This window comes from Oscillatoria sp. HE19RPO (genome assembly GCF_024220515.1).
In the GTDB taxonomy this organism is placed as follows: domain Bacteria; phylum Cyanobacteriota; class Cyanobacteriia; order Cyanobacteriales; family Laspinemataceae; genus Laspinema.
The window spans coordinates 37,998-60,276 of the sequence record NZ_JAMXOT010000051.1; the positions used below are offsets into that span (position 1 = coordinate 37,998).

At 46.0% G+C, this 22,279-nt stretch carries 14 protein-coding genes; 7 read left to right on the plus strand and 7 right to left on the minus strand.

Going from position 1 to position 22,279, the window contains the following annotated elements; genetic code table 11:
- Positions 1-437: 437 nt before the first annotated feature.
- Complete coding sequence (locus NG833_RS05950; protein ID WP_254564389.1) at positions 438-758, plus strand: RNA-binding protein; 321 nt, start codon at positions 438-440, stop codon at positions 756-758.
- Positions 759-1,158: 400 nt separating this feature from the next.
- Here the strand turns inward: NG833_RS05950 and NG833_RS05955 are convergent, their stop codons facing one another.
- The 3 genes from NG833_RS05955 to NG833_RS05965 form a co-directional block, all read right to left on the minus strand.
- The gene (locus tag NG833_RS05955; protein ID WP_254564390.1) at positions 1,159-1,677 is read right to left on the minus strand and encodes a hypothetical protein; all 519 of its coding nucleotides are present in this window, start codon (positions 1,675-1,677) and stop codon (positions 1,159-1,161) included.
- 4 nt (positions 1,678-1,681) lie between these two features.
- Positions 1,682-4,825 carry an efflux RND transporter permease subunit gene (locus tag NG833_RS05960; protein WP_254564391.1) on the minus strand — a complete coding sequence of 1,048 codons (3,144 nt, stop codon included), beginning with the start codon at positions 4,823-4,825 and terminating at the stop codon, positions 1,682-1,684.
- Between the two features lie 179 nt (positions 4,826-5,004).
- Positions 5,005-7,164 carry an efflux RND transporter periplasmic adaptor subunit gene (locus NG833_RS05965; protein WP_254564392.1) on the minus strand — a complete coding sequence of 720 codons (2,160 nt, stop codon included), beginning with the start codon at positions 7,162-7,164 and terminating at the stop codon, positions 5,005-5,007.
- Positions 7,165-7,430: 266 nt separating this feature from the next.
- Between NG833_RS05965 and NG833_RS05970 the strand changes: the two genes are divergently transcribed.
- Complete coding sequence (locus NG833_RS05970; RefSeq protein ID WP_254564393.1) at positions 7,431-8,339, plus strand: cation diffusion facilitator family transporter; 909 nt, start codon at positions 7,431-7,433, stop codon at positions 8,337-8,339.
- Here NG833_RS05970 and rppB read toward each other — a convergent pair whose 3' ends face one another.
- Together rppB and rppA are read right to left on the minus strand one after the other, a co-directional pair.
- Positions 8,340-9,680, minus strand: a complete 1,341-nt coding sequence (gene rppB / locus NG833_RS05975; RefSeq protein WP_254564394.1) for a two-component system sensor histidine kinase RppB — start codon at positions 9,678-9,680, stop codon at positions 8,340-8,342.
- 21 nt (positions 9,681-9,701) lie between these two features.
- A complete protein-coding gene (gene rppA, locus NG833_RS05980; RefSeq protein WP_254564395.1) occupies positions 9,702-10,412 on the minus strand; it encodes a two-component system response regulator RppA in 711 nt (236 codons plus the stop codon).
- A gap of 363 nt (positions 10,413-10,775) precedes the next feature.
- On the opposite strand from rppA, the gene NG833_RS05985 reads away from it, so the two are divergent.
- Positions 10,776-11,105, plus strand: coding sequence for a four-helix bundle copper-binding protein (locus tag NG833_RS05985; protein ID WP_254564396.1), 330 nt, complete (start codon positions 10,776-10,778; stop codon positions 11,103-11,105).
- A gap of 811 nt (positions 11,106-11,916) precedes the next feature.
- Here the strand turns inward: NG833_RS05985 and NG833_RS05990 are convergent.
- Complete coding sequence (locus NG833_RS05990; protein ID WP_254564397.1) at positions 11,917-12,210, minus strand: hypothetical protein; 294 nt, start codon at positions 12,208-12,210, stop codon at positions 11,917-11,919.
- Positions 12,211-12,283: 73 nt separating this feature from the next.
- Here NG833_RS05990 and NG833_RS05995 point away from each other — a divergent pair, with 73 nt between their 5' ends.
- The 3 genes from NG833_RS05995 (at position 12,284) to NG833_RS06005 (ending at position 14,305) form a co-directional block, all read left to right on the plus strand.
- Positions 12,284-12,490 (plus strand): hypothetical protein, encoded by a 207-nt coding sequence (locus tag NG833_RS05995; RefSeq protein ID WP_254564398.1) that lies wholly within the window; start codon positions 12,284-12,286, stop codon positions 12,488-12,490.
- Positions 12,491-12,695: 205 nt separating this feature from the next.
- The gene (locus NG833_RS06000) at positions 12,696-12,983 is read left to right on the plus strand and encodes an NfeD family protein (RefSeq protein WP_254564399.1); all 288 of its coding nucleotides are present in this window, start codon (positions 12,696-12,698) and stop codon (positions 12,981-12,983) included.
- 473 nt (positions 12,984-13,456) lie between these two features.
- On the plus strand, positions 13,457-14,305 hold the full coding sequence (locus NG833_RS06005; RefSeq protein WP_254564400.1) for a M48 family metallopeptidase: 849 nt from the start codon (positions 13,457-13,459) through the stop codon (positions 14,303-14,305).
- Between the two features lie 239 nt (positions 14,306-14,544).
- Here NG833_RS06005 and NG833_RS06010 read toward each other — a convergent pair whose 3' ends face one another.
- Positions 14,545-15,579, minus strand: a complete 1,035-nt coding sequence (locus tag NG833_RS06010) for an AI-2E family transporter (RefSeq protein WP_254564401.1) — start codon at positions 15,577-15,579, stop codon at positions 14,545-14,547.
- Positions 15,580-16,422: 843 nt separating this feature from the next.
- On the opposite strand from NG833_RS06010, the gene NG833_RS06015 reads away from it, so the two are divergent.
- Positions 16,423-22,191, plus strand: a complete 5,769-nt coding sequence (locus tag NG833_RS06015; protein WP_254564402.1) for a S8 family serine peptidase — start codon at positions 16,423-16,425, stop codon at positions 22,189-22,191.
- The last annotated feature ends 88 nt before the right edge of the window (positions 22,192-22,279 follow it).

Genomic DNA, 22,279 nt, shown 5'->3' on the forward strand with positions numbered 1-22,279 from the left:
ACTCTCTAGGGGGGCGATCAAACAGTTCCAGGCTGGAAAGGGCCGCAGATCCAGGGGGGCCCGGTATGCTGTTTCCAGCATTTTCCCTCGTCACTTCCTCCGGGTTCAGGGGTAAGAGGTTCCTAAAATCACTCAAGAACCCTGGTGGGATTTTGAGGGTTGAGGGATTGATGCGGCGAGATTTATCCTCAAAAAAGAGGCGATCGCCCGGGAATTTCAATCCCAGAAAATACCTAGAGTAAAGGGTTTCAGCCTATTTTACGAAAAATTACGGATGGCTTTGCCCAAACTGAAAAAACTGTGTTATTCTTATGGATGAGATTGAAATTCGGTTGCAGTGTTTGTTTCGAGTATTGATAGGTATTTCTCCCTTTCGTCTGGACAGGCTTCTCTCCGAAAACTTGACCTCTACATCCGTTGAATTTTGGAGTTAGTCCATGTCTATTTACGTTGGTAATCTCTCTTATGAAGTTACCCAAGAAGATCTGAGTGCCGTATTCGCAGAATACGGTTCTGTTAAGCGAGTCAACTTGCCCACCGACCGAGAAACGGGTCGTGTGCGCGGCTTTGCGTTTGTGGAAATGTCCACTGAAACTGAAGAAACCGCTGCGATTGAAGCCCTTGATGGGGCTGAGTGGATGGGTCGCGATATGAAAGTCAACAAGGCCAAACCCCGTGAAGACCGTGGCTCCTTTGGCGGCGGCGGTGGTGGCGGTGGTCGTGGTGGCCGTCGCAATAACTTCTCGAAAGGCTACTAAGTTTAGATTAGTGGAACTCCAAACGATGAAATCTCCCGAATGATAAGGTTACAGGCACTGAAACCTTCGGTGCCAGGATCCTCTAGTCACAATCGGAGAGTTTTTTTCTGGAAACCCATAAGATGAACCCTTTTCATTTTATAGCTTAACCCGAAAAAGCTCAGATATTCAATATCTGAGCTTTTTTATTGGCTTTAACCTTTAACTAAGGGGATTGCACAATATAAATCATTCAAACGTTCAACGTCCCCCCTTCAGGGGTTTCTTTAAAGATGACTCGGTGAAGGAGTCACTACCAACATTTTGGAGGTTTGATTTTTTGGAGTTCCCTAAATGTAGAGGCGATTCGCGAATCGCCTCTACATTTAGGGTGGATTTTCAACGGATGCGCAACTCCTGCCTACTCCCGATTGAATGCAAACCGCCCATTAACTTTTTCCCCCTGAATATCCGTGAGAATTGCCACCTTATACTCCCCAGATACTTCCGCAGGTAGGAAGGCGGCATAATGTTCCCCGGGTTCGTCATAGGCTAGTTCTAGGGTTCGTTGTTCCCCAGTGGGCGTTTCCACCTGCGCGGTAACCGTAGCACCGGGAATCGCTTCGTGAGTCTCTTCGGTTTGTAGATAAAAATCTAATTGGACTCCTCCGGGCTCCGGTAACGCCACGAACTCTAAATGATACGGACCGACTTTAATCTCCTGTACCCCTTGGGTCAGGGGTTTTTCTGGGGTCGTTGCCGGGGGTGTTGCTGTGGTTTCCGTGGGGGTTTCCATCTCACTTTCTAGCACAGTTGAGTCCGGTTCTCCGGTTCCACAGGCGGTTAACCCGATTAATCCCAGACTAACGGCAATACAACCTAATTTGAGCGATCGCCACATTTTGAGTTCTCCTTGAGTATGACCTTCTATTCTTGACAATAGCTTAAGAATTCGTAACGGGTTTCACTCCATCATCAAACCGTTCCTCCCTATTTTCTATAGAAGCTTGTTTCGGCTTTAACCTCCGGCCAAATTGAGAATAAAGCGCCGGAATTACTAACAAGGTTAACGCCGTGGAACTAAATAATCCCCCCAAGACCACCACCGCCAAGGGTTGTAAAATCTCCTTTCCGGCCCCGGTTCCGATCGCCAAGGGTAACATCCCTAAAGCTGAAGTTAAAGCAGTCATTAAAATCGCCGTCAACCGTTCCATTGAACCCTGAAAAATTACCGATTTGAGCGGCATTCCTTCAGCGAGTTTAGAATTATAATTATCCACCAATAACAGCCCATTGCGGGTAGCAACCCCAAACAAGGTAATAAATCCCACCATCGAAGCGACAGAAAGAACACCACCCCCCAAAGCAACGGAAAAAATTCCGCCGGTAATTGCTAAGGGGAGATTGAGCATAATCATCACCGTACTCGCTAGAGATTTAACTGCAAAATACATTAAAATAGCAATCACAATCAGGGCTAATGACCCAAATATTAGGAAGTTTTGGGTCGCCCGTTGTTCTGCTTCAAACTGTCCCCCATATTGGATAAAATATCCTGCTGGAAGTTGCACCGATTCGCGAATCTTTTCTCTAACTTCCTCTACAATACTGCCTAAATCTCCCTTAGAAACATTGGCCGAAACAACAATTAAGCGGGAGACATTTTCCCGGTTAATGGTATTAGGACCCGTGCCATAATCAATCCGGGCGACTTGGGCGAGAGGAATTTTTGTACCATTAGGGGTATCAACTAATAAGTTGCGAATGGTATCTAAATTGTTGCGAAAATCTTCTTTTAGCCAGACGACCAAATCAAACAATTGTTGTTGTTCTAGCACTTGGGAAACAACCCGTCCATTCAAGGCGGTTTCCACCATGTCTGACAAGTCCCCCACAGTTAATCCATAGCGGGCAGCAGCAGGGCGATCAAAGTGAATTTGCACCTGACGGATGGGGACTTGGGGTTCGAGTTGCAAGTCTACTATGCTGGGAATATCCTGCATCACATCCCGGACTTGCCCCCCCAGAATGCGGAGTTCCGGGAGTTCAGGACCGAAGACTTTGACGGCGATCGCACTTCTGACTCCGGAGAGGACTTCATCCATGCGGTGAGAGATAAATCCGCCAATGCTGGGGGCAACTCCCGGTAATTTGTCGAATTCTTCCCGTAACTTGGCGATCGCCTCTTCCCGATTTTCTATCCCCTCATCACTCAACTCCACATCCAAATGTCCTAAGGTTACGCCCCCAGCATCAGCATCTCCCGGTGCTCGTCCTGATCGCATCTGTACCCAACTAAACCGGGGGTCATCTTTCAGGGCATCTTGAATCGCTAAACCCGCCCGATTAGTCATTTCTAAAGATACTCCCGGATAGAGGACCATTGCATTCATTAAAGATCGTTCCTGAAACTCTGGTAAAAACACCCGTCCCAAGGATGGCAAGACAATCAAAGAAGCAATAAATGCAGCCGTAGCTATCCCTATAACCAGAGTGGGCAATTGAATCGAAAATTGCAATAAAGGCCGATACAGTCGTTCTGAAACCCGTGAAACCCAGGTTTCTTCTTCCGGTAAGGGTTGAGAGGCTAATAAAAACGCACATAAGGCCGGGGATAGAGTCAATGCCACAAAGGTTGAGGCGAAAATCGACACTAAATAGGCCACTCCCATCGGTGCAAAAATTCGCCCTTCAACGCCGGTTAAGGTGAAAATAGGGGCAAAGATAACGGCAATAATGATCGTAGAAAATACCACACTGACCCGCACTTCTACCGAAGTATCATAAACCACTTGAAGCGGAGAAACTGGATTCTCTGACGCTTGGTTTTTTCTTAGCCCTCGGTAACAGTTTTCCATATCTACAATGGAGTCATCTACCACGGAACCAATGGCAACGGCCAGTCCGCCCAGAGTCATGGTATTAATGGCTTGACCGAAGAGATTCATCACCATTAATCCAATAATTAAGGATAAGGGAATGGCACTCAGGGTAATCACGGCAGTGCGCCAATTCATTAAGAACAGAAACAGAATAATTGAAACGATGATAATTCCATCTCGCAGAGAATCGCTGACATTTTTAATAGAAGCATCAATAAAATCCGATTGCCGAAAGGTGACCATTATCTTGACATCGGGCGGTAAGCTTGCCTGGAGTTCTGAGATCGCCTCCTCCACCGCTTTCGTTACTGTTGGAGTATCTGCTAGGGGTTGTTTATTCACCATCAGCACCACGGCAGATTGTCCATTCACACTCCCATCGCCCCGTTTCAAGGCAGCCCCAATTTTTACCTCGGCCACATCTTCTAATAGAATGGGCGTACCATTACGGGATGTTACCACAGATTTTTGTAAATCTTCTATGGATTCTATCCGCCCAATTCCTCGGATAATTAATTCCCGGTCTGGACTCTGTAAAAAACCCCCAGCCGCATTGGTGTTAGCTGCTTCCGCTGCCTCTTCAACTTGAGTTAAAGACACATTATAAGCCTGTAATTGTACCGGGTCCGCTAAAACCTGATATTGACGAACATCGCCGCCATAGGCAATGGCTTGAGTCACTCCTTGGACTGCCAGTAACCGATTAATAATATCGAGATCGACCCATCGTCTTAACTCCATTAAGGTGGTTTCTCCCTCTCCCGTCACCGTAAAGGCATATTGAAGAATTGTGCCAATCGGAGAAGACATCGGAGAAATTTGTGGCGTTTCCACCCCTTCGGGTAATTTACTGACTGCTTGCTGCAATCGTTCGGTGACTAATTGCCTCGCTTGATACTCATCAGTCCCCCATTTAAAAATCACTTTGACCACCGATAGTCCGATTCCAGAAGCGGATCGCACGGTTTCTAATCCGGGAGTTCCATTAATGGCACTTTCAATGGGATAGGTGATCAAAGATTCCACCTCTTCCGGGGCTAATCCGGGGGCTTCGGTTTGAACTTCCACTTGAGGAGGAGCAAAATTGGGAAACACATCTAAGGGCATTTGGGAAATTGTATGAATGCCCAAAATTGTGACAATTATCGCTCCAATCACGACTAACCATCGCTGGGCGATCGACCATTTCAGGATACTATTGAGCATTGATCACTAGGGGGTAATTTTAATGTTTATCTGCGAGGTAAAATTGAGGAAAAATTACAAGCAAACTCTTGATGATAACTTTCCCAAAAATAGAGCTTTACATCAAGTGTTTTTTTTAATTACCTTAAATTTTATTGTTAAATTTAATTCTTTCACTATTAATTTATCCTGGTGTATTTTTATTTTTGATTAACATGATGATTATTTTTGACTAGAACTGGCAGTTCGCAAGAGTCACCGCTCTCAGACTCAGGCAACTCATACCCTTCTGGGGTAAAATTGGGGTCCGGTGCAGTTGGTTTTTTCACCACTTTAGTGCGCCGTCCCAACCAAAATGCACCGGCTGCGATCGCCCCTGCTAGAGGTAGCCATCCCCACTGCATTAACCCTGATGCATTCATCTCAGTTGCCTCAGTTTCGGTTTCTTCGGCGTGATCATCGCCGCTATTACTGCCCCCTCGGAGGGATTGGGCGTAGAGTTGCATCGCCCCTTGGGTGACAATGCGATCGCCCGCAAATAATCCATCCTTGACCTCAATTCGCTCTCCAAATTTCTGCCCCAGTCTCACCTCAACCGGCTGGAATTGTTGTCCATTTTGGACATAAACCACCGGCAAATTATTCACCTCTACAATAGCACTTTCCGGAATACTGGTTACCCCTTCGCTGGTTCTATTTGTAGCAATTTCTAACTCAGCAAACATTCCCGGTTTTAATTCTCCCCCCACATTATCTACTTCCGCCCTCACGGGAATCACTCGGCTTTCTCCTTGGACATCGGGGGCAATATAATCAATTCTTCCAGTAAAGATGCGATTGGGAAAACTTGCGACTCTAATATTGACTTGTTGTCCTATTTTGACTTGGGGTAAATCTTTTTCATATAGATTGGCGGTGGCCCCCACCCGCGCCTGATTTTGGATTTTCATTAAAGTCGTTCCGGCTGCCTCCACCGATTGACCCGGGGTAATCTCTCGATGAGCAACTACGCCAGAAATGGGAGATTTCACGGTAACGGTTCCCTGTTCATCCGGCGTAATATTTAACTGATTTAGGCGAGTTTGATAGGTGCGATCGCTCAAGTTAACCTGATATTTAGCGGCTTTTAATTCCGCATCCGCTCGTTTTAATTCGGCTTCTGCTGCAATCACCCCTTGGCGACTTTTCGCCCGAGTCAGTTGCCCTCGCGCTTCGGCTAATAAATCTTCAGATTCCCGCAAATCTCTTAACGGTAAATCTACTTCAGCCCGTTTTACTTCGGCTTGAGCTTCCAGTTGTCCCAAACGGCTTTGAGCGCGGGCTAATTCGGTTTGCGATCGCGCTAATAATTCTTCTGATTCCCGCAAGTCTCTTAAGGGTAAATCGATTTCGGCTCGTTTCACTTCGGATTCGGCTTCCAGTTGCCCTAACCGACTTTCAGCGCGTTTTAAGGCAGATTTTGACGCCGCAAACTGGGCTTCGGAATCCAGCATCTGACGGCGTGGAATTGCCCCTTGTTCGACTAATTCCCGATCCCGTTCAAACCGTTCCTGGGCAACATCTAATTCCGTTTCCGCTTGAGCAATTTCGGCTTCTGCAAGTTCCATTTGGCGCTGATAGTTTTCTCGGGCAACAGAAAGCACTCCGCCTTCTTCCACTAACTGCCGATCTCGTTCATAGCGAGACTGAGCAATTTCTACTTGTTTCTGCGCTGCAGCAATTTCCGATTCTGCTAATTCCACTTGGCGGCGATACCCTTCTTCTGCGGCGGTTAATACCCCGCGTTCCTCCACCAAATTCCGATCCCGTTCATAGCGCGATTGAGCTGTTGCCACTTGCTGTTCCGCTTGGGCCATTTCTGCATCAGCAATGGTTACCTGTCGTTGATAATTTTGTTGTGCCAGTTGCCAATTTGCCTCAGCTTGCTTGAGATTAGATTCAGCTTCTGCCTGGTTTTGGAGTGCATCGACTCGCAAAGCTGCTAATTCTGGACTTGACAAAATTGCCACAGCATCTCCCGCTTGAACCGCATCTCCCGGTTGCACTAATAATTCAATGATTTTCCCGGCGATCGGTGCAGTGACCTCTACAGTTTGATTGGGTAACGTTTCAATTTGTCCTGTGACTTTGATTCCTGTATCCATCACCGATTGTTGCACGGGTTCCACTAAAATTCCCATGCGTTCAAGGGTTTGAGCATCAACTTCAACTCCCCCAGGTGTGTGGCTGGCATCTGCACCTCCTTCAAACTCATTTCCATGTCCATGTCCAGGACCAGCTAAAACTGGCGTAGGCGTCATCACAAGCAGGATAGCAGCCAGTAAGGTCGGGGTTAGGTTAGAGTAATTGAGCGATCGCATAAGTCGAAGGATCTACTAATAATGGTGAATGATATTTCACTTACCCAGCTTAACAGGGAAAAATGAAATGGGGATGAAATCTCAGGCGATCGCCGTATGCCAGCCACTCCAGGGAGTTTTTCATCATAAATCCTCCCGTGGGAGGATTCGGCATCTGTAGCGATCGCCGCTAAACTTGTAAAAATTCATACTTATGTGCATTATGAGGAAGATAGCGCTTTAGCGCAACTAGAAACTCGTCCATCTAACCTTTAAAAGGATTCCAAATGACTCATCACCATCATAATCATACCCACGCGAACAATACAACCCGTAACATAAAATTTGCCTTTTTGCTGAATTTAGGCTTTACCATTTTTGAACTGATTGGCGGTTTCTGGACAAATAGCCTTGCGATTATGTCAGACGCCCTCCACGATTTAGGCGATAGCTTTTCCTTGGGTTTATCCTGGTATCTAGAAAAATATTCCCAGCGAGGCAGAACCAATAAATATTCTTATGGATATCGCCGCTTCTCCTTACTTGGTGCGGCAATTAACGCGATCGTGTTAAGCATGGGGTCGCTAATTATCTTATCCGAAGCGATTCCAAGACTGTTTAATCCCGAACCTGCTGACGCTCAAGGAATGGTTTTGTTTGCCATTGTCGGTGTCATCGTTAATGGAATGGCGGTTTTGCGGTTGCGAGGGAGTCAAGGCATGAGTGCACGGGTGGTTTCCTGGCATTTACTCGAAGATGTCCTCGGTTGGATTGCTGTCTTAATTGTCAGTATCGTGCTGTTGTTTTCTAACCTATACATCCTCGATCCGTTGCTGTCTATTGGGATTACCCTGTACGTCCTCTACAATGCCCTGCGAAATTTAAAATCAACCGTAGAAATTTTTCTCCAAGCTACCCCTTCTAATGTTAATGTTAAAGAAATAGAAACGCAAATTTGCGAAATCGAGCGGGTCAAATCCACCCATCACACTCATGTTTGGTCACAAGAAGGAGAAAATAACGTGATGACGACTCATGTAGTGGTGGATAAAAATGCAACCAAAGCAGAAATTTTGGAGGTAAAAAGGCGGGTAAAAGATATTGCCACTCCAATCGCTTTAGAACATATAACGGTAGAAATCGAATATGAAAATGAAGAATGCAATCTCAGAGAGCATGAGGAGCCTCATCATTAGTTACTCCAAAATCGGCAATCGTACCGTAAACAAACTGCCTTTATTAAATTCGCTGTAGACTTGGATATTGCCGTGATGAGTTTTGGCGATCGCCTGAGCAATAGCGAGTCCCAAACCTGAACCTCCGGTATGGCGGGCGCGGTCACTATTCACCCGATAAAAACGGTCAAAAATCCGGTTTAAATCTTGAGGATGAATTCCAATACCCGTATCTTTAACCTGAATAATGGCATGGCGATCGCTGACATCTAAAATTAGAGTAACTTCCCCTCCTGATGGAGTATATTGAATTCCGTTACTGACTAAATTAAACACCAGTCGATAGAGTTCTTCTTCATTCCCTTTCACCCGGACTACCTGCTGAACTCGAATCTCTTTCCTGAGCTTGACTTTGGAGGCGATCGCCAAGGCGGCGATTTCTTCTTCCACATCGCTAATCACATCATTTAGACAGCAATGGGAAGATTTGATGGGGAGTTCTTGTTGATCCATTCGGGATAATAATAACAAATCATTCACAAGTTGAGAGAGGCGTGAATTTTGGCGATCCACGGTTTTTAAGGTATCGAAAATCTCCTCAAAATTAGGGCTTTGAACTCTTAAATTTGATTCAACTGTGGCTCGAATTGCGGCTAACGGCGTTCGTAATTCATGGGCAGCATCGGCGGTAAATTGCTGAATTTGACGATAGGACTGATAAATCGGCTGCATGGCAACTCCCGCTAATCCCCAACTGGCAGTACCCACCCCTAATAAAGCAATAGGTAATCCGATTAACATCATCACTTTAACTGCCCCTAAATAGTCATCAAATTCTTTCAAACTTCGCCCCACTTGCAAACTTCCCCAATCTCGGCCATCTTCTGTATGTAAAACGACAGAAATTTGATGAAATCGAGTCCCTTGACTATCCGTGAGAGTTTGCCATATTTCTGCATTTTCTACCTCGGATAATCCATCAGAACTAACTCCCGCTACGGCGATTAAATTGCCGGTTAAATCGAGTAATCGAACATAATAATTCCCTTGATGAAGCGCCCCGAACGCGTGTCGTTCCCGATTAAGTTCTCGGTCCCAACACTGCTCATCTTGAGTAGATAAATCTGGCAAAAATCGGCCCATTTCGGGCTCTAATTGTGCTGGTTCTTGCAATACGGTTTCCAAACTATTATGGAGGGCCCCGGCAACGGATTCTAATTCGCGATCCAGGGTCATCCAATGGGCGTGGGCGATCGCTTCATACATTCCCCACCCACATAACCCCAAAATCACCCCCATAACTCCAGCATACCAACAAGCCAGTTGTAAGCGAGTTTTTTGAAAAAGTTGATTGTGATTCACGCTGTTTTATTCCCCTTTGGTTTAGTCTTCAGCTTTGAAGCGATATCCCAATCCATACACCGTTTCTATGAGGCGATCATAACCCTGTTCGGCGAGTTTCCGACGCAGCAGACGCATTTGGGCGGCGACTACATTGCTTCCGGGTTCTGACCCCAATTCCCACAGCCGATCCAAAATGCGATCGCGGGTAATAATTTGCTGAGGATGACGCATCAAATATTCTAACAACTGAAACTCTTTATTGGTCATAGAAATAGCGACAGGTTCCCCGGTTTTCTGATGGCAATAGAGGGTACGAGTGCCGTAATCGAGAGTCAGATTTCCCACCTGAATCTGCTGGGGTTGCAATTGAGGCGATCGCCGCTGTAATGCCCTCAACCTTGCCAATAATTCCGCCATCCCAAACGGTTTAACTAAATAATCATCCGCACCAGCATCTAACCCAGCCACTTTATCTTCCATACTATCTTTTGCAGTTAGCATCAGTACAGGTAAAGCACTGCCCGAAGCCCGCAGGCGCTTACACAATTCTATCCCTGATAATGCCGGTAATAACCAATCAAATATCGCCAGGGTATAGGGGGTTTCTACAGGTTGCAAGCTATAACTCTCAATATAATCATAACCCTCTTTCCCATCCTTAGCCCAGTCTACCACGTAAGCTTCCCGCTCTAGGGTCCGTTTAATCGCTGCCCCTAAATCGGGTTCATCTTCTACTAAGAGTACCTTCATATTGACCAACCGTTCTCTATTCCTCTCTATGATACTATAACCCTGGGATATTCAGTTATGCGAAGCTATTTGAAATTGTTATATTGACAACAATTAATAAATAATCGTTCTCTCTGGATTTCATAAATATAAGTTTTTATTTTTGATTTCTTCAAATCATACCCCTACAAATTAAATGATTTTTATCCCGGGCTTCCCTGAACAAATCTTTTGCAGGGTATAACCTGAAAGTGAAACCAAGATGAAATTGGCATCCGCCAGAAGAGATAGAACTTTATCCACTCTTTAGATAGAGGATATTGCCACCCTGCACCGATAATGTAGAGGCTAGAACTTCATCGGAAACAAAGGAGGAAAATTTTCATGCCTCATGAAATTAATCAATCTAGTATAGATGCGATCGTGAATTGTGCTATTCATTGCGAGCATTGTGCCGACGAATGTATTGGCAATATGCCCGATTGCGCTCGCTTATGCCGAGATTGCTCTCAAATGTGCTGGACCATTGCCGGGTTTATGAGTCGAGGTTCTCAATTCATTGAACAAGTCTCTCGCGCCTGCATCGACATCTGCGAAGCTTGTGCGAAAGAATGTGAAACCAATGACAACCCACATTGTCAAAAGTGTGCGGAAGCCTGTCGTCAATCCCTGGACGTATTCAAGAAGATTTCAAGCGTTGCCGCTGGTCGATAATATCTCTGTGTTTATAATCCAAAATACACAGCAAGACAGCTTTTCGGAGATCTCGCTGGGTATTTTGGGTCGGTTGTGCGTTTGGCTTCTTGACACTCAGTCTCCTTCACGGTGCAATTCTTTGGAAAACCCTAATGTTTGAGGGACTCATTAGGGTTCTAGGGGAGTGGAGTAGAAGCCAGAACCTCTCTGGTAGTTTATACTTAATATGAAAGGTTTTTGAAGGTGTTAAACAGACTCCATATTACCCTCTCTACTGCGCTTCAGACCGTGACCCAGAAGGCACGGAACTTCCAATTTAGATTATAACTCAATATAGCAAAAAATAACATAAAAACCCTGAAACAATTGCTCTGTATAGAAACTGACTCATAGAGAAAGCCCTTTGGTGTAATCAATCTTATCTTGAGAATCGTTTATAGGAACTAGAAGAAATTCTAATTATGGAAAGGGCTGAAATTTGACCATTTCGCTTAAACTAGCGCTTATAATTAAACCCACTATCTAATCAGCTTCAGTAGGGAGAGTTTTATGGTGCTATCAAATTGGTTTGAATTTATCCTTTTGACCTTATTTAATGCAACGATATGTGTATTATTGCCTAGAGTTCTTACCTTAAATTGGTCCCAGATTTTCAGTCAACTGAAGGGACAAAGTAAGCGACTCCCCAACCTGAGGGGGGAAGATGTTGCTAATCCGGGATTAGTCTCGTCATTAAAACCCACATCCCTGCACAATCAGGTACAGTGATGATACTTTGATGAAAATTGGCCAATGGGGAACGCTTCAGGTTTTTTAGACTCGGTTATTTCTAGTCCGAGGCGCGATCGCTTCTATCGCTTCTGTTTAATGGCGAGATGGCAATTTTGACCAACAATTCCAATCCGGTGGAATCGATTCGGTTTGATGCCACACCCTGTAACGTCAACGCCTTATCCATTCTAGGATTTAAACCCTGAAGCCCTCCCCTAGACCCTGGCGCATTCAAGCTGAAAAACTCGGTAAATTTTACTCGGTCAACGAGACGATTTTGATACCCGAAACTTGGAAAATTAGCATAAAATAGCAAATAGGGGAATTTGTAACCAAAGCGTTCGATGTTCATTGAACGCTCTATTCTCCTGGAATGAACCCAACAGGTGCTGGGCGATCGCAGATGACCCAAACTAGGAGGTATTATGGACGAAAAGAAGCCACAGTCAGAACCTCTGCGACGATTTATCTCCCCTCAACAGTTGGGTTTGGTGGCATTTATGATTTTATTTTGGGCGATGGTCCTTCATTACACCCTGCGGCAATTTTGGCAGACTCAGGATGATTGTCCGGTGATTGTCCAGCAGTCCAGCGCATCGGTTCGCAATATTAAAGGATGTGTTGAGGAGTAATCGTCCGATCGCCTGTTCTGAAATGTGGCAGTTCGGGAAATGCACAAGTCCATCAGCAAGGGTTGACTCGGATTGGGGATTAACTCCGATCAAATCGCCTCCAAAACATCCGGATCCAGCAACCAATTCAGAGAGTGACACGAGAGTATCCCCAAGAAATTAGCAAGCATTTTAGGGTGGGATTGTCGCGTTCAACTGAGATCCCATGTTTAGTTTTTTAAACAACCTCTTTGCTCCCCATCCCACCCGAATCAAAGAATATCAAGACCCCAACTTAAAATATACTCTTGGCAGACCCGGAGAAATTGGCATTGTGGATGAGATGATTCGAGGCCCCTATATAGCCGGGAGAGTCCATTTTAGAGGCAGTTATTGGCCTGCGCGGTGCGATCTCGAAGTTGCGATCGGACCCGGAGAACCTGTTCGCATTGTCGGCATTCACTGTATTACCTTATTAGTCCAACCTGTGGGAGTTTTTGAAGAACCCTGTTAATCTCCGGGCGATCGCAATTTTGGCGAACCCTCGAACCTCAGATCCTCTGGCGTTGGGCCCATTCCGAGTCACCCTCCTCTTGAGCTAATTCCTTCTTTACCCTTCAGTTCTACAAACCCCCGGGGAGGATTCTGAGGGATGGTGAATGGCAACCTGCCTCTGAGCAGATTCGTCAATGGATCAAGAGGCAGGCGATCGCTTATGCTGGAAGTAGACTGAATCAACCGGCCTTAAACAGTCCAGGAGTCTTGAAAATATCAAGGTCTTTGGTTGAGTCGTAAAAGATATCAGACAGGACTGACGCCGGATGTTTTAAGAGGTCACTCCATCTGTAGAGAGGGCAGTCTATCAATTGCCCAGATGATCGGACAAGGGGATATCTCAGTCCTGGAAGCATTGCGATCGCGGTTAAAATACCTGAGATCAATTCCAACCTATCAGTCCTGTTTGTTCACACATTCCTCACATTAATTATGTTCAACTTTTACGCTTGGATTTCTCATCGAGTTAATCGTCGCTGGATTTACCCGATTATTTCTGCGATTATGGCGATCGCCTTAATCTTCAGTTCATCCTATCCGAGTTCGGCAAAGAACCCCCGGAGGTTAATTGGGCCGGGACTTGAGGTACTCCAACTGAGTACCATGTCCGATGCCCAGGAAGTTGCACTGGGTGAACAAATCAACCAGCAAATTCTCAGTCGTCAATTTAAGCGATATGGAAATACTCAAATTAATAACTACGTTAGGGAATTAGGCGAGCAGTTAGCAGCGCAAAGCGATCGGCCCAATCTTCCCTACACCTTCCAGGTTGTTGAGGATGACAGCATTAATGCCTTTGCCACAATGGGCGGGTTTGTTTATGTGACCACAGGGCTTTTGAAAGCCGTGGATAATGAAGCGCAATTAGCGGGAGTGATGAGTCATGAAATTGGCCATATTGTCCATAAACATTCCATTCGGCAAATGCGCGAAGTGATCATTGCCCGAGGGTTAGCAGGTGCTGCCGGTGTCGATAACAATATTGCGGTACAACTCGGGGTAGAATTAGCCCTCCGGTTGCCTCGGAGTCGTCAACATGAATATGAGGCCGATCGCGGGGCTTTAGCCATTCTCATGGATGCCGGTTACTCCCCTCGGGGTCTCGTTCAATTTTTTGAAAAACTCCTCGACAAACCCTCTCCACCGACCTTTTTAAGTACCCATCCCGCCAGTAGCGATCGCATTGCCGCCCTCGAACAAATGATTCCTCCGGATCGGGCAAATCAAGGAATGGGTTTAGATGAAGCAGCCTATCGAAACAGAATCCGTCCCCTGTTATAATCCCTCAAACATTTTTCTTTAAATTCCGATTAACCGGGTTATCAAGCCCGGTTTTTTTATGAGAAACTTTTCTGAATTTAATTAATACCCAATCCGGTTGTAAAAAGTTGTTTTTCTCTTAGCCCGCGCCCCCTGGCTGAGTCTCTGTAGCCCCACCCTTTGCTTACGGAACGCTCATAGAACAGGCTGTGGGTTTGTTTCTATAGACCTTTGATAACCGGATTCCGGATAAGCACTTATTAGTCTCCCTTCATTTCATCAATTTTACCTAAGCTAATTAATACACCACTAATTGGAATTGCTAAAAATATTCCTATCAATCCTGCAACTCTAGCTCCAATCAATAACGCTAAAAACATAATAACTGGGTTGACATTGATAGAATCTTTCATGATTCGCGGCATGAGTAAATTTTCTTCCACCTGTTGCAGCAAAATACAAGTAACTAATACTTTGATACTCAGCCAAATTCCTTGGGGTAATAAAATCAGCGAAATTAAACTAATTCCTATAGTTGCCCCAATTCCCGGAATTAAATCAAAAAGTCCGCCCACTGCTGCCAAAATTAAAGCATAAGGAATATCAATAATGACAAACACCACAAAACAAGAAATTGCAAAAAATATGGATAAAATTAACCGCCCCCAAAAAAATCCCAGAAAATTTTTCTGAATAGCCAGGGTAACCTCTCTTCGCCAATGAGAGGGGAAAATTTTTAGAAATAAATCCCAAATTTCTCTGCCATCTAACAGCATGAAAAACGCAACAACGGCTATTAAAATCAAATCTACCAAGTTAGATAATATTTTTTGAACCGTCATTAAACCTACCCCAATTCCTGCCAAGGCTTCCTCGCGCAGACGGTTTTCAATGGCGGTTAAATCTAATTCTAAATTCCGGCGCGCTAAGACTTCTTGGATGTAGTCTAATAAATCCAATAGACCCTGTAAGAGTTCAGGAGATTGTTCCAGGAGTTGTTGAGCTTGGGATAAGACAGAGACCCCTAGAGTAATCGTGAGTCCCCCAAATATGAGAATACTGGTTAGAAAAACTATAATAACTGCAAGATTATGGGGAACCCATCGCTGAATCCATTTGACAGGATAATTCAGCAAAAAAGCTAGAATAGCCGCAAAAATAAAAATAACGATAACGGTTTCAAAATATTCTAAGACTTGAATAATCGCCCAACCAAACGCGATTAAAAGCAAGTAACGTAAAATTTTATTATTGTTGAAGTGCGCCCCAATATTTTGCCGAGAGGGTTTGCTCATTGTTTTAGTATAACAACTTTTAGAATAGGAAAGTAAAAAATGCCCGACTTGGTAACTTGAATTCATGAAAATACAGGAAACAACCCATCAATAGGTTATACTTCCGCAGTTGGGAAGTAATGGATGGTTTTAAAAATCATGGTTTAAGTTTACCTCAAAAATTGTTTCTCTCTTTTCCCGATAAATCGAATAAATTGGGGATGAACTCACCCGGTTTATACCGGAAGTAGGGGAGGGTCGGTTCGCGTTCCATTGGGCTTATGATTAGGAATTATGGATTATTTTATCATAATTTTGACCCATACATTTTGGGAAAATTCCTCAAGGGTAAAAGTACAGGATTTGCTCAGACAGGAGGAATCGGGTCAATCCGCGATCGCCGAGGAAAATCCATCATCAGGAAATCTGCATCCGAAGCCAGAGAACAAGAATTACCACTGTAGAGGGATGTCACGAGATAAAAATCGTGAATTCCATCACCTCCCCATCCTGTGGAGATCCGCTTGATCAACCTGTGGTGACCCCAGACCCTCAAAAACGGCGATCGCCCGGTGAACAACCCTGGAGAATTTGGGAAATTTAGCTTCTCTTCAAAAAATTTCTGGAAGTGCCATCGGGTAAGGGTTTTAGGAGAACAGCATCTCCGGAAATGAACAGGTTCACCGCAAAAATCGCGAGCAATCTGCATAATTTGCCCGAAATATTCCTAATAAATAAATCAGAGGCAACACACAGGAGAGTGGGTTGAACAGATTCACCCGAAAAAGGGCGAATCGCCTAAGCAACCCTAGCTTTCAACCCCCTTGTCTCTGTCAAATCCAGATCACCAGGAGTAATCTACTCATGTTCAACTTGTTTTTTCGGTCTCAAAAGCGTCCAGAAGCGGAGGGGTTCCAACCCCAATCCCGACGGTATCAAGGTCCAGCGATGCGTCTGGAAGAAATGAGAACCCCTAGCGGTATCCTCATCGATGACACGGAAACCACTGAGGATATCCCCGGGGTTGCCGATACAGAGTTAGATTGGGATGTCCTCCCAGAGGATAGCGAACAGGCAGATGAATTTTCCGGGGATGAGACTGACCCTGATGGGGTGGATGTTGTCTCCGATGGCAGTACAGAAGCGGATCTGGCGGATGCAGAGTTAGAGGAACTTCCCTATTTAGAGATTGATGCCGACGAACCCAGTGGCGACACCGAAAGTGACTTCGTAAGCGATACCACCGATCGGGGTGAAGACGAATTCGACGAGAGTTTCCCAGAAACAACCGACGAGATTGACTCGGCAACCGACTCGGAGGACGAGGAACTTGCCTGGATCGACAGTGATGCCGAAACAGAGGACAACACGGGGGATGAAAGTGCGATCGAGACTGAGGTCGAACTGGACAGCGAACCTACCGAGGAGGTAGCGGAATCGGTCGAAACCGTAGCAACTGATGAGACCGATGCGGAAGTCGCTGAAGCAGATATCCTCGCACAAAGCGATGAAACTGAACCCCTCGACACCGCCAGCAGTGAGGAAGGAGAACCCGTTGATGCACAAATCACAGAAGTTGCAGCAGACGATCCTGAGATAGAGACCGACCCTGATGACATTGCCGAAGAGGCGATCGCGAATAGTCTGACCGAGGAAGAGAGTGAACCCTTCTCCACCGAGGAAACCGAGGAAGAGAGTGAAACCTTCGTCACCGACGAGGTTATAGACAATGACACCGAAGACAGCGTAACCCCCGAAACCGCAGAAACCACCGATAGTGAGACCAGCGAAACCGACGAAACCACTGAGGATAGTGATACAGAAGAGAGTGAGACCGAAGAGAGTGACTTGGTAGCGGACGCAGACTTGAGCAATCTGCAACCTAAATTTGAGTCCGGGACATTCACCGTGGGAGAAACCGGAGAAGTCGAGGTAGATTTCCTGTTTGACGGGGGTGCCTATAAAGGACAAGTGGCGATCGTTAGTTTGTCCGGAATGGAAACACTTGATCCCAACTCAATGGAGTTTTTCCAAGAAGCAATTTCTCGCGCTGCCAGTAATTCCGAACTGGGTTATACCATCATTGATGACCCTAGTGAAGGAGCCCGATTTAAAGGAAACTTAGGCGAAGCGAATTATAATTCGGGAGAGTATCAAGGGGTAAAGAGCTTTTCCATGCGTCCGGGAGATGAATTTTTCCTAGTTTTAGTCCCGAATGGAAGCGTCGAACAGGTTTTAAATAATCCCAATGCTGGAGGTGCATTGCGTCCTTTATTCTCCCTGGTTACTGCAAATCCCGATGATGGATATCACTTCGGACAAATTGCCGATATCACCGGGGATGGCAGTGCCTTTGCTTGGGAAGATATCCGGGTCGATGGAAATAGCGATCGCGACTATAACGACATCATTTTACAATTCCGAGGAGCCAAAGGTAACGCCGCATTAATGGATGATGTCGTCGCCGCAGGCAAAGATTGGCGCGGCAGCGATTTGGGTCAAGCATTGATTGAGTATGTTAAAACTTATGTCACCCCCGATCCACCGGATTTTGATGCCGCAGTCGAGGACTTATTAGCCAACTTAGAAGGTCTGTTTGATGAAGTCGATAGTTTCGAGGAAGATTTAGACAGTCTCCCGGATTCAGATATTTCAGAAGAGATTTCCCTAGAGGAAGAAACTCCGACTGAAGATGAGACTGAAGTCGCTGATGTCGTTGATGAAACTGAATTAGAATCAGTCACCGATAGTGAAGATGAAACTGAAGTCACCGAAGTTGTTGACGAATCTGAATTAGAAACAGTCACGGAAGTCGTTGACGAACCTGAATCAGAAACAGTCACCGATAGTGAGGATGAAACTGAAGTCACCGAAGTTGTTGACGAATCTGAATTAGAAACAGTCACGGAAGTCGTTGAGGAACCTGAATTAGAAACAGTCCCCGAAGTCATTGATGAAACTGAAGTTGCTGATGGGGTTGACGAATCTGAATTAGAAACAGTCCCCGAAGTCATTGATGAAACTGAAGTTGCTGATGGGGTTGACGAACCTGAATTAGAAACAGTCACCGCAGTTGTTGATGAAACTGAAGTTGCTGATGGGGTTGAGGAACCTGAATTAGAAACAGTCCCCGAAGTCATTGATGAAACTGAAGTTGCTGATGGGGTTGAGGAAACTGAATTAGAAACAGTCACCGAAGTCGTTGATGAAACTGAAGTTGCTGATGGGGTTGAGGAAACTGAATTAGAAACAGTCACCGCAGTTGACGATGTGGTTGACGAACCTGAATTAGAAGAAGTCACCGCAGTTGCCGATGAGACTACTTCAGAGAGTCCAGGAGAAGGGGAAGAAACCGAGACACCGGGATTCATATCAGAGGCGATCGCAGCGGAATCGGAATTGAGCGAAACCCCCCCACCGGAGGAATTTGTTGACACCGACCCGTTCTTTATTCCAGAGTTATCCCCCGCCGAATTGGCTAAATCCGAACTAATTTTCCGGTTAGAAAGCCTCACCGAAGTCTTAAACTTCCAATCCAACAACAGCGAAATATCTAGTTCAAATCCGGTCAATCCAGCCCTCATCGAACGCCTAGAAACCTTAACCCAAACCCTGCAAAATCAAACCCCATCTCAACCGATTAGCGACAGCACATTTGCCCTAGTTTATCGGTTAGAAGAAATGGTCTGGCAATCCTATCCCAGCATTCCAGTTGCAGAAACCAGTTTTAATTTTGCCCTAGAAAATCAGCCCTTAGTCGGGATTATTGACACCGGATTTTCCGGAAACAATCCCGATATTGACTACTCGCGCATCACCTGGGGACAAGACCATATTGATGGGGATAATGACCCCACAATAGCCTCCGGAGAAGGCAACGAACATGGAACACATACCCTAGGAATTATTGCCGCCCAACGAGACAATGACATCGGCATTGAGGGGATTAATCCCGATGCGCCAATTTGGGCCGGACGAGCCGTCGGTTCCGGGAAATGGGCCGAATCCCTTGTGGAATTCGTTGATGCAGCGCGGGAGTCTGGTCAACCGAATGCCGTCGTGAATTTGAGCTTAGATTTAACCCAGATTGATGCTCAGGGGAATGTCACCACCCGCTATGAATTTACCCCAATGGAACGAGCGGCGATCGAATATGCAAGGCAACATAATGTCATGCTCGTTGCCGCTGCCGGAAATGATGGCGGAGTCATGTCTGTCTTGGGACAAGCCTCTCAAGAATTCGACAACATTATTACCGTCGGTGCAGCAGAACGATTCAACGATGAAATCGCCTTCTCCAAAGCCTATAACCGCACCGAATATTCCAGCTATGGCTATGGATTAGACATCGTTGCACCCGGGGGAACCATCGATAATCCCACATTATCCCTCAGTGGAGAAGAAGTCGGATCAATGGCCGGAACCTCCGTCGCCACCGCCAAAGTAACCGGCGCAATTTCCCAAGTCTGGGCCGCCAATCCCAACCTCAGCTATCGACAAGTCATCGAAATTATCAAAAACACCGCCACGGATTTAGGAACAACAAATTTCGACCTAGAAACCGGCGCAGGCTTGTTAAATATGGTAGCAGCAGTGCAGTTGGCGAAGGCTACAAACGGGGAAAATCATGATGTTTTAGCTACCGTTATTCCCGACAGTTGGAGTGGGGAAGGAATTTTCACTCCCTGGGAACGGGCCGCTGCCACGCAATTCATGGGTAAATACTATGAATGGCAATCCTATACCATTAAATCGGGAGATACCTTGGGTGCGATCGCCTTCCGGACAATGGGGAATGGTTCGGCAACGTACTACAACTTTATTGCCCAGAAAAATGGCATTGCCAATGTCAACCTCATTTATCCCAATCAGACAATCCTAGTCCCCCGAGAAGTATCCGCACCGGCACCGGCACCCGCACCCGCACCGGCACCGGCACCGGCACCCGCACCGGCACCGGCACCCGCACCGGCACCGGCACCGGCACCGGCACCCGCACCGGCACCGGCACCCGCACCCCCCCCAGGAACTCCCGGACAAACCCGACAGTATATCGTCAAACCGGGCGATACACTCTCCGGAATTGCCCTGCGAGAATTGGGAAATGCCAACCGTTGGCGGGAAATCAAGAAAGCCAATGGCACCACCTTTACAGAAGCAGAAGCGCGGAATTTGCAGGTCGGTCAATCGATTTATCTGCCGGTGAATCAACAGGTTGGGACAGGTCAACCTGTAACAACGAAACCTAATCCGGCCCCAGTGGGGAATATCATTCTCAAACCCGGTTCAACTAATCTAGACTTCTCACGGGGTCAGCAGTGGGTGACCTCAACAGGTTACAGGTTTGTGTTTCAGACGGATGGCAATTTGGTTCTGTACAGTCCCCAAGGTAAAGCCCTTTGGGCCACTGGAACTGTGAATACTGGAGCAAATCGGCTGTCAATTCAACGGGATGGTAATGTTGTTCTATATAATGGGAAGACCCCATTATGGGCAAGTAACACAGCCGGACATCCTGGTGCATCTTTTGCCATTCAGAATGATGGAAACCTTGTGGTGTATTCCTCTAGTGGAAAGCCCCTCTTTAACAGCGCAACTCCTGGTGGCCGTCAAGGCACTTTATCGGCCTCAGCACGATGGATCCGAGACCGAAACTTAAGGCGCTTTCCTGGATTGCAGTTCTCGACAGTTGTCAGTAAGGCAACAAATAAAGCACTAGATGCAGGGGGCAAAAATAATTCAGTTTATCCTCATCCATCGCCTAATTCTGGGAATGAATTTCACCAATGGGGGTTTGAAAAGGTAGGTAATCACTACATGATTATCAACAAAGCTACTGGGAAAGCCCTAGATGGTGGCGGAGATGGAGGAAAACTAGCTTACGTCCATCCCGATCCTCGAAAAAACAATCCTTACCAGCTTTGGAAGCTTACAAAAGTGGGTGATGCTTATCTAGTTGTTAACAAAGCTACGGGGCGTGCCTTAGATTCAGGTGGTGCTGGTGGCAATCAGATCTATATGCATCCGAAGCCTATGTCAGGGAACAATTTCCACCTGTGGAAGTTTAACTTGCCAGGTAGTGGTATTAACCCTAACCCAAATTACACCTACAAGGAGTCTGACTACCTTAATACTTTGTATCAAGATGGTACGGGGAACAAGATTACTTCTCGACGGAACGACGGTTATCACAACACGGGCCGAGCAATGGACTCCTATGGTGGACAGCCGAATAGCGGAATCTATGCTCTAGTGGGTGGAGAAGTGATCGAAGCCAAAAACGGGAAAGAATTTTTTGCAAACAAGGTCGTGTCACACTGGGGCTATAATGGCACTGTTGCCATTTACAACAAAGCGCTAAACAAGACCTTTATCTATTGGCATTTGGCTGAAGGATCGATCAACCAGAACATGAAAGGTAAGACTATCGAACCGGGAACTTTTATCGGACGAGAAGGTAACACAGGCTATAGCTTTGGCGTTCATACTCATGTAGAAGTACATAATGGTCGAGCCAACGTTAATATGTCTAATCCTAATCGTCCTCAATCACCTGCCAATTCTGGTCGTCTACATATTCCCACTATCTTCCAGGAGGCTGTTCGTAAGGGCTTAGTCAAGTTGTACAAATAGCAAACCCATACTCTCAAATTGAGAGTATCAAGAGTCCGTAGAGTGGGCAGGTCGGGAAAATTTCTGGCTACTCGTCCTCAGTTAAGTA